The following is a 7,833-nucleotide window of genomic DNA, read 5'->3' as shown; positions in this document are numbered from 1 at the left end:
GCCACCCGACGGACGCTCCGCCCGCAGGGTCCGCGCCAGCGTGCTGACCAGATCCGGCTTGCGCAGCGCCGAGATCCCGGAGACCCCGCGCTTGCGCAACTGCCCGCGGATCTCGTCCACCTTCATCCGGGAGATCTCGGACTCGGAGACCTCCGGAGTGTTCGGGGTCTGGTTGCCCGCCTGCCGTTTCGTCCTGGTCGCAGTCCCGCCGCGACCTGAGCTGTTCCGCTGAGCCATGGGACGCTCACGCTCCTCGACAGTCCGTCCTCGGCGCGCGGCGGGTCCCAGTGCCGCACCGCGCGGTGCGGCATACCCGTCAGGACCGGTCCGAACCTCCGACCGTGACACCGGCCTCGGCGGAACCGGACCCGGCGGCCCCGGGCCCGGCGGCGGCACCCGTCGAGGGTTCGAAGAGGTGCGCGAAGGCCGCGAGGTTGGCGGTGGATTCGCCCCGCTTGACCCGCCACTCCCACTCGCGCCGGATCGAACTGCCGAAGCCGATCTCCAGCATCGTGTCGAAGGACTCGTCGGCGTACGTCAGGACGGCCCCGAGCAGTCGGTCCAGCTCGTCGGCGTCGATCCCCGCCGGGTTCACCCGGCCGGTCAGGTAGACGTCACCGACGGCGTCGATGGAGAACGACACCCCGTACATGCGGGCGTTGCGCTGCAACAGCCAGGCCCACAACTCCTCGCGCCGCTCGTCGGGCTGGCGCATCACGAACGCCTCGATCCGCAGCGCGTGCTCGCCGACGATCAGGTTGCAGACGGTCTTGAGCTTGTGGGTGCCGGGCAGGGTGACGGCGTACGAGCCCTCGCCGGTCGACTCCCAGGCCAGTTCCCGCTCGTCGCATACCGACTCAATCAGGGCGGCAAGGTCACTCTTCGCGCTCATCCGCCCCACTCTACGGCCGCCGCGACCGTCGCACCGGACGGCGGCGACGTCACCAGGAGCAGGACATCGCGGCGTCGCCGGCCAGCTCGGAGGCGAGCCGGGCGCGGTGTTCGGTGATCGCCTCGCCGTAGACGGCGAGCAGCCCGGACACGGTGCGCTGCCAGGAGAAACCCCGGGCGTGCCGGGCGGCGCCCCGGGACAGCTCGGCCCGGCGGAGCCGGTCCGGCAGCAGGTGGCCGAGCGTACGGGCCCAGTCGACCGGGTCGTGGCCGTCGATGAGCACCCCGCTGACCTGGTCGCGCACCGCGGTCACCAGACCGCCGACGGCGGCGGCCACCACCGGCGTACCGCAGGCCTGGGCCTCCAGCGCCACCAGCCCGAAGGACTCGTTGTACGACGGCACCGCGACCAGGTCCGCCGCCCGGTAGAGGGCGGGCAGGTCGTCGCCGGTCTGCGGGGGCAGGAAGCGCACCCGGTCGGCGACGCCGAGCGAGGCGGCCAGCTCGATCAGGGCGGTCGGCCGGTCGAGCCCACTGCCGCTGGGGCCGCCACAGATCACCACGGTCACCTCCCCGGCGAGCGCCGGGTCCCGCTCGCGCAGCGCGGCCACCGCGCGGATCAGCACGTCGGGGGCCTTAAGCGGCTGGATCCGGCCGACGAAGGCCACCACGTACCCCGCGACGGGAAGCCCGAGGCGACGGCGGGCGGCGGCCGTGGCGAGCGCGCGGTCGCCCGGGGCCGGGCGGAACCGGTCCAGGTCGACGCCGGGCTCGACGACCGCGACCCGGGCCGGCTCGGCGTCGTACCGGTCGATCAGGTCGCCGGCCTCGACCCCGGTGTTCGCGACCAGCCGGTCGGCCTCGGCGACCACCTGCTCCTCGCCGATCACCCGGGCCTTGGGCTCCGGCCGGTCCCCGGCGGCGAGCTGGGCGTTCTTGACCTTCGCCAGGGTGTGCGCGGTGTGCACCAGGGGAACTCCCCAGCGCTCCTTGGCCAGCCAGCCGACCTGACCGGAGAGCCAGTAGTGGGAGTGGATCAGGTCGTAGTGGCCGGGCGGGCGGGACGCCTCGGCGCGCAACACGCCGGCGGTGAAGGCGCAGAGCTGCCCGGGCAGATCCTCCTTGGTCAGCCCTTCCAGCGGGCCGGAGGTGATGTGCCGGACGTGCACGCCGGGCGCCATCTCCACCACCGGGGGCAGGTCACCGGAGGTGGCGCGGGTGAAGATCTCCACCTCGACGTCCGCCTCGGCCAGCCGCCGGGCCACCTCCAGGATGTAGACGTTCATGCCACCGGCGTCGCCGGTGCCCGGCTGGTGCAGGGGTGAGGTGTGCACCGAGAGCGTCGCGATGCGCCGGGGACGCGGCCACGGCCGGGCACCTCGCTGACGACCGACACCGGTGTGCATTTCCGCCACGTCCGCTCCCTCTGTCACGGTTGATGCCGTCCCGCACGACCGGCGCTTTTCGGACAACGTCCTCGCCGGTTGTCATCTTCCCCATCGGGCACGGGTGATGCCCCGGTACGTCGCCCCGGCGTGACGGACCTCATCGAGACGCCGACCACATCGGCGACACGCGCGGAGGGAGAATGTCCGGATGACCTCTGTCGCCATCGTCACCGGAGCGTCCAGCGGGATCGGCGCGGCCACCGCCCGCCGGCTCGCCGCCGAGGGTTTCCACGTGCTGGCCGCCGCGCGGCGTACCGACCGGTTGGCCGACCTGGTCGCGCAGATCGAGGCGGCGGGCGGCACGGCCACGGCGGTGGCCTGCGACGTCACCTCCGACGAGTCGGTGGCCGGGCTGGCCGAGGCGGCCGCGCGGGCGCCGGGGCCGGTCACCCTGCTGGTCAACAACGCCGGCGGCGCCCGCGGCCTGGACCCGGTCGAGTCCGGCTCGGTGGGCGACTGGCAGTGGATGTACGACGTCAACGTGCTCGGCACGCTGCGGGTCACCCAGGCGCTGCTGCCCGCCCTGGAGGCCTCCGGCGCCGGCACCATCGTGGTCGTCTCCTCGACCGCCGGCTTCACCGTGTACGAGGGCGGGGGCGGCTACGCCGCCGCCAAGCACGCGCAGACCGCGATCGCCGGCACGCTGCGGCTGGAACTCTGCGGGCGGCCGGTCCGGGTGATCGAGATCGACCCCGGCATGGTGAAGACCGACGAGTTCGGGCTGGTCCGCTTCGGCGGCGACGCGGAGCAGGCGGCGGCGGTCTACGCCGGGGTGGCCGAGCCGCTCCTCGCCGAGGACGTCGCGGACTGCGTCGCCTGGTGCGCGACCCGCCCGCAGCACGTCAACGTCGACCGGCTGGTGGTCCGCCCGCTGGCGCAGGCCGCCCAGCACAAGGTGCACCGGGCCGGCTGAGCCGGACCGACGGTCGCGGACACGACGATGGCGGAGCGGGCCCGGCGCCGGCCGCTCGGTGTGGTGACCCGGGGGACGACCGGTCCCAACCGGCTGCGCCGGGTCGACAACTGGATCGTCGAGACCTGCGGGGACGCCCTGCGGACCGCCGCCGACCCGCTGGTGGTCGACCTCGGCTACGGCGCCACCCCGGTGACGGCCCTCGAGCTGCGCGCCCGGCTGGCCGCCGGGGTCCGCGCCGACGTGCGGGTGGTCGGGCTGGAGATCGATCCGGTACGCGTGGCCGCCGCCGAGCCGGCCGCGGACCCGCCGTGGCTCACCTTCACCCGGGGCGGTTTCGAGCTGGCCGGGCTGCGTCCCGCCCTGGTCCGCGCCTTCAATGTGCTGCGCCAGTACGACGAGGGCGAGGTCGGCGACGCCTGGCGGACGATGACGGCCGGGCTGGCCCCCGGTGGGCTGCTGGTGGAGGGGACCTGCGACGAGCTGGGCCGGCTCGGCGGCTGGCTGCTGATCGACGCCGACGGCCCCCGCTCGCTGACCCTGGCCGCCCGCCTGTCGACGCTCGACAGCCCGGCGCAGCTGGCCGAGCGGCTGCCCAAGGCGCTGATCCACCGCAACGTCCCCGGCGAGCGGATCCACGACCTGATCAGCGCCCTCGACGACGCCTGGCACGCGGCGGCCGGCTACGCCCCGTTCGGCCCCCGCCAACGCTGGCTGCACGCGGTCGGCTCACTGCGCCAGGCCGGCTGGCCGATCCTCGACCGCCCCCGCCGCTGGCGCCTCGGCGAACTCACCCTCCCCTGGCCCACCATCTCCCCCACCTGACCCCCACCCCCCGGCCCCGGCCCCGGCCCCGGCCCTGGCCCTGGCCCTGGCCCCGGCCCCGGCCCCCGCGATCATGCAGTTGTGGTGGGTGAAGGGTGGGCATCCGTCTCATTTGTCCACCACCACAACTGCATGATCGGCACGGCGGGGGGGTGGGAGGAGCGGCGGGGGTGGGAGGAGGCGGGGTGGGTCAGATGGTGCAGTTGATCAGGACGGGTTCGGGGTGGAGGGTGACGCCGAAGCGGTGGTGGACGCCGTCGCGGATCTCGCGCGCCAGCTCGACCAGGGCGGCGGTGCTGGCGGTGCCGCCGCGGTTGGTCAGGGCGAGGGTGTGCTTGCTGGAGATGGCGACGCCCTCCGGGCCCGGGTGCCCCTTGCCGAAGCCCGCCCGGTCGATCAGCCACGCGGCGCTGACCTTGACCACGTCCCCCGCGCCCGGCCAGGCCGGCGGCTCGCCGATGTCAACGGCCCGCTCGCGCAGCAGTTCGTACGCGGACCGGTCCAGCACCGGGTTGGTGAAGAACGAGCCGACCGACCAGGTGTCCGGGTCGTCGGCGTCGAGCACCATGCCCTTGCCGGCGCGCAGCCGCAGCACCGTGGCCCGGGCGTCGGCCAGCGGCACCCGGTCGCCCACCTCGACGCCGAGCGCCCGGGCCAGTTCCGCGTACCGGACGGGGCCCGACAGCGGCGAGCGGGTGAGCCGGAAGTCGACCGAGAGCACCACCCAGCGGTCGCTGTACTTGAAGATGCTGGAGCGGTACGCGAAGCCGCAGTCGGCCGCGTCGATCCGCCCGATGCCGCCGTCGACCCGGTCGTGGACCTGCACGCCGGTGATGGTCTCCGCGACCTCCTGCCCGTACGCGCCGACGTTCTGGATGGGGGTGGCGCCGGTCGAGCCGGGGATGCCGGAGAGGCACTCCAGGCCGGACCAGCCGTTGGCCACGGTGGTGGCGACCAGCTCGTCCCAGGGCTCGCCCGCCTCGACGCGTACGGTGACCGTCTCGGCGTCCTCGGCGACCACCCGCAGCCCGCGCGACCGGACCAGGACGACGGTGCCCGGGAAGCCGGCGTCACCGATCACCACGTTGCTGCCGCCGGCGAGGATCAGGACCGGCTCGTCCCGCCCGCTCGCCTCCCGCACCGCCCGGACGATCTCGTCCGCGTGGGTGGCGGTGACGATGCGTTCGGCCGCCCCGCCGAGGCGTAACGTCGTGTATCGCGCCAATTCGTGCACATCGGCGCGTTCGGCTCCGGTTGTCGGCTGGGCGTAGACGTCTGACACGCCTTTCACCCTAGGCTGAGGGGTAGCCGCGGCACCCACTGGTGGCCCGGTCACCCCCGGGAGGATTGGCGATGAGCAGCAGACTGCACGGCACGAAGGACTTCTGGATCGGGGCGCTCCGGGCGGAAGGCGCCGCGTTCGCCGCCGCGGTGGCGGAGGCGCCGCCGGAGACACCCGTGCTGTCCTGCCCCGGCTGGGCGGTCACCGACCTGACCCTGCACCTCGCCGGCGTCTACCAGTGGGTGCATTCCTTCGCCGGCTCCGGCGGCACCACAGCGCCGCCGCGGCGTCCGGAGCGCGCCGAGCTCGACCCGGGAGTCACCCCGCTGCGGTTCTGGCAGCAGAGCTACGACCGGTTGATGGACCTCTTCGACTCCCTCGACCCGGAGGCACCGGCGTGGAACTGGGCGCCGCAGCCGAAGAAGGCGGGTTTCTGGCCGCGCCGGATGGCGCACGAGACCGCGGTGCACCGCTGGGACGCCCAGCTCGCCATCGCCGCCGGTGAGCCGGTCGAGGCGAAGCTCGCCGCCGACGGGGTGGGCGAGGTGCTGGACACCTGGCTGCCCGCCGGCCGGCGCCGTACCGCGGGCCAGTGGCACGGGGTGGTGCAGCTCTCGGCGGTCGACGCCGCGCAGGAGTGGTTCCTGCGGCTGCGCGGCGAGGGCGTGGCCCTGCTCGACACCGCCACCATCTTCGACCACGACGACCACCACGCCAGGGCGCAGGTCAGCGGTACCGCGAGCGACCTGCTGCTGGCGCTCTGGGGCCGGGTCAGCTTCGACACCCTGGGCGTGACCGGCGACCGCTCCCTGCTCGAGGGGCTCCGCATCGGCTGACCCGGGGGCTTCCCCTCGCCCGCGAAGAGTGGCCATTCCACGGTGGATGGCCACTCTTTCCGCTTTCCCGGGTGGTCCCGCTCCCAGGCGAAGATTCGGGAGAGCGCTCTCTTGACAGCCCCGGGCGCACCGACGACGCTGTCGTGAGAGCGCTCTCACAATGATCGGCCGGAGTCGTCAGGTGACTGCGACTCGCTCATAGCAGCCCCACCCGCCCCACCACCCGATGATCCGAGAGAGGTCCGAGACAGATGGGTGTCTTTCCGCGCCGCCGCCTGGCGGTGGCCCTCGTCGCCGCCACCGCACTCCTCGCCACCGCCGGCTGCGCCGGCGACGACGAACCCGCCGAGAACGGCCAGATCACGCTGACGGTCGACGTGTTCAGCCAGTTCGGCTACGAGGAGCTCTACAAGGAGTACATGGCCAGCCACCCCAACGTGAAGATCGTCGAGCGGGGCACCGGCACGAACCTCGACGACTACTCGCCGAAGCTGACCCAGTGGCTCGCCGCCGGCAAGGGCGCGGGCGACGTCGTCGCCATCGAAGAGGGGTTGATGGTCGAGTACAAGGCCAACCCCGACAACTTCGTCAACCTGCTCGACCACGGGGCGGCGGAGCTCAAGGGCAACTTCATGGAATGGAAGTGGAACCAGGGGCTCTCCGCCGACGGCAAGAAGCTGATCGGCCTCGGCACCGACGTCGGCGGCATGGCGATGTGCTACCGCAAGGACCTGTTCGCCAAGGCCGGGCTGCCCACCGACCGGGACGCGGTCTCCAAGCTCTGGCCCACCTGGCAGGACTACATCAGGGTCGGCGAGCAGTTCACCGCGAAGAAAACCGGGGCGTCCTTCCTGGACGCGGCGACCAACACCTTCAACACCATCGTCCTCCAGACCGCCGGCAACGCGCAGGGCTACCACTACTACGACACCAGCGACAACCTCGTGGTGGACAGCAACCCGGCGGTCCGGCAGGCCTGGGACACCACCATGGACATCATCGACTCCGGCCTGTCCGGCAAGTACGGCTCCTGGTCGGAGGAGTGGGTCTCCGCCTTCAAGCAGGCCAAGTTCGCCACCATCGCCTGCCCGGCCTGGATGACCGGGGTCATCGAGGGCAACGCCGGCCCCGACGCCAAGGGCAAGTGGGACATCGCCCGGGTGCCCGGCAACGGCGGCAACTGGGGCGGGTCGCACCTCGCGGTGCCGAAGCAGAGCAAGCACCGCGACGAGGCGATCGAGCTGGTGAAGTTCCTGACCAGCGCCAAGGGCCAGATCGGCGCGTTCAAGGCCAAGGGCCCGCTGCCCTCCTCGCCGCAGGCGCTGGCCGACCCGGCGATCGTCGACGCCAAGAACGCGTACTTCTCCGACGCGCCGGTCGGCCAGATCTTCGGTGCGGGCGCGAAGACCCTGAAGCCCGTCTACATGGGACCGAAGAACCAGGCCGTACGCACCGAGGTGGAGAACGCCGTCCGCACCGTCGAACTGGGCCAGCGCACCCCCGACCAGGGCTGGACCGACGCGGTGACCAACGCGAAGAAGGCCGCCGCCAAGTAGCCGACCCGAGCCGCTCTTCCCGTCGACCCGGAGCCGATCGTGGCGATCGGCGATGAGATCCGGGTCGACGGGAGCGGGCGGC

Annotated in this window: 7 protein-coding genes and 1 pseudogene; 4 read left to right on the top strand and 4 right to left on the bottom strand. The window is 73.0% G+C overall.

What is annotated here, in order from left to right; translation table 11 throughout:
* The 3 genes and pseudogenes from NCC78_RS07890 to mshA all read right to left on the bottom strand — a co-directional run.
* Positions 1-237: pseudogene (locus NCC78_RS07890) on the bottom strand (hypothetical protein); the annotation flags it as partial.
* Positions 238-316: 79 nt separating this feature from the next.
* Entirely contained in the window at positions 317-892 is a 576-nt protein-coding gene (locus NCC78_RS07885) for a type III secretion system chaperone family protein (RefSeq protein WP_250792916.1), read from the bottom strand.
* A 49-nt stretch (positions 893-941) separates the two neighbouring features.
* A complete protein-coding gene (gene mshA / locus NCC78_RS07880; RefSeq protein ID WP_250792914.1) occupies positions 942-2,306 on the bottom strand; it encodes a D-inositol-3-phosphate glycosyltransferase in 1,365 nt (454 codons plus the stop codon).
* 181 nt (positions 2,307-2,487) lie between these two features.
* On the opposite strand from mshA, the gene NCC78_RS07875 reads away from it, so the two are divergent.
* Together NCC78_RS07875 and NCC78_RS07870 are read left to right on the top strand one after the other, a co-directional pair.
* Complete coding sequence (locus NCC78_RS07875) at positions 2,488-3,252, top strand: SDR family NAD(P)-dependent oxidoreductase (RefSeq protein ID WP_250792911.1); 765 nt, start codon at positions 2,488-2,490, stop codon at positions 3,250-3,252.
* 27 nt (positions 3,253-3,279) lie between these two features.
* Positions 3,280-4,077: a class I SAM-dependent methyltransferase gene (locus tag NCC78_RS07870; RefSeq protein WP_250792910.1), complete on the top strand. Its 798-nt coding sequence runs from the start codon at positions 3,280-3,282 to the stop codon at positions 4,075-4,077.
* 190 nt (positions 4,078-4,267) lie between these two features.
* Here the strand turns inward: NCC78_RS07870 and NCC78_RS07865 are convergent, their stop codons facing one another.
* On the bottom strand, positions 4,268-5,359 hold the full coding sequence (locus tag NCC78_RS07865; protein WP_250792908.1) for a UDP-N-acetylmuramate dehydrogenase: 1,092 nt from the start codon (positions 5,357-5,359) through the stop codon (positions 4,268-4,270).
* A gap of 71 nt (positions 5,360-5,430) precedes the next feature.
* Between NCC78_RS07865 and NCC78_RS07860 the strand changes: the two genes are divergently transcribed.
* A complete protein-coding gene (locus NCC78_RS07860; protein WP_250792906.1) occupies positions 5,431-6,195 on the top strand; it encodes a maleylpyruvate isomerase family mycothiol-dependent enzyme in 765 nt (254 codons plus the stop codon).
* A 251-nt stretch (positions 6,196-6,446) separates the two neighbouring features.
* On the top strand, positions 6,447-7,751 hold the full coding sequence (locus NCC78_RS07855) for an ABC transporter substrate-binding protein (protein ID WP_250792905.1): 1,305 nt from the start codon (positions 6,447-6,449) through the stop codon (positions 7,749-7,751).
* Positions 7,752-7,833: the final 82 nt, after the last annotated feature.

Origin of the sequence: Micromonospora phytophila (assembly GCF_023656545.1) — a bacterium.
GTDB classification, from domain to species: Bacteria; Actinomycetota; Actinomycetes; order Mycobacteriales; family Micromonosporaceae; genus Micromonospora; species Micromonospora phytophila.
Note: the sequence above shows the minus strand (reverse complement) of the source record. Positions and strands in the feature narration are given on the sequence as shown.

Bases quoted from the DNA above. Each gene is read 5' to 3' on its own strand.
- NCC78_RS07885 (WP_250792916.1), bottom strand. From the start codon at position 892: ATGAGCGCGAAGAGTGACCTTGCCGCCCTGATTGAGTCGGTATGCGAC.
- NCC78_RS07875 (WP_250792911.1), top strand. From the start codon at position 2,488: ATGACCTCTGTCGCCATCGTCACCGGAGCGTCCAGCGGGATCGGCGCG.
- NCC78_RS07870 (WP_250792910.1), top strand. From the start codon at position 3,280: ATGGCGGAGCGGGCCCGGCGCCGGCCGCTCGGTGTGGTGACCCGGGGG.
- NCC78_RS07860 (WP_250792906.1), top strand. From the start codon at position 5,431: ATGAGCAGCAGACTGCACGGCACGAAGGACTTCTGGATCGGGGCGCTC.
- NCC78_RS07855 (WP_250792905.1), top strand. From the start codon at position 6,447: ATGGGTGTCTTTCCGCGCCGCCGCCTGGCGGTGGCCCTCGTCGCCGCC.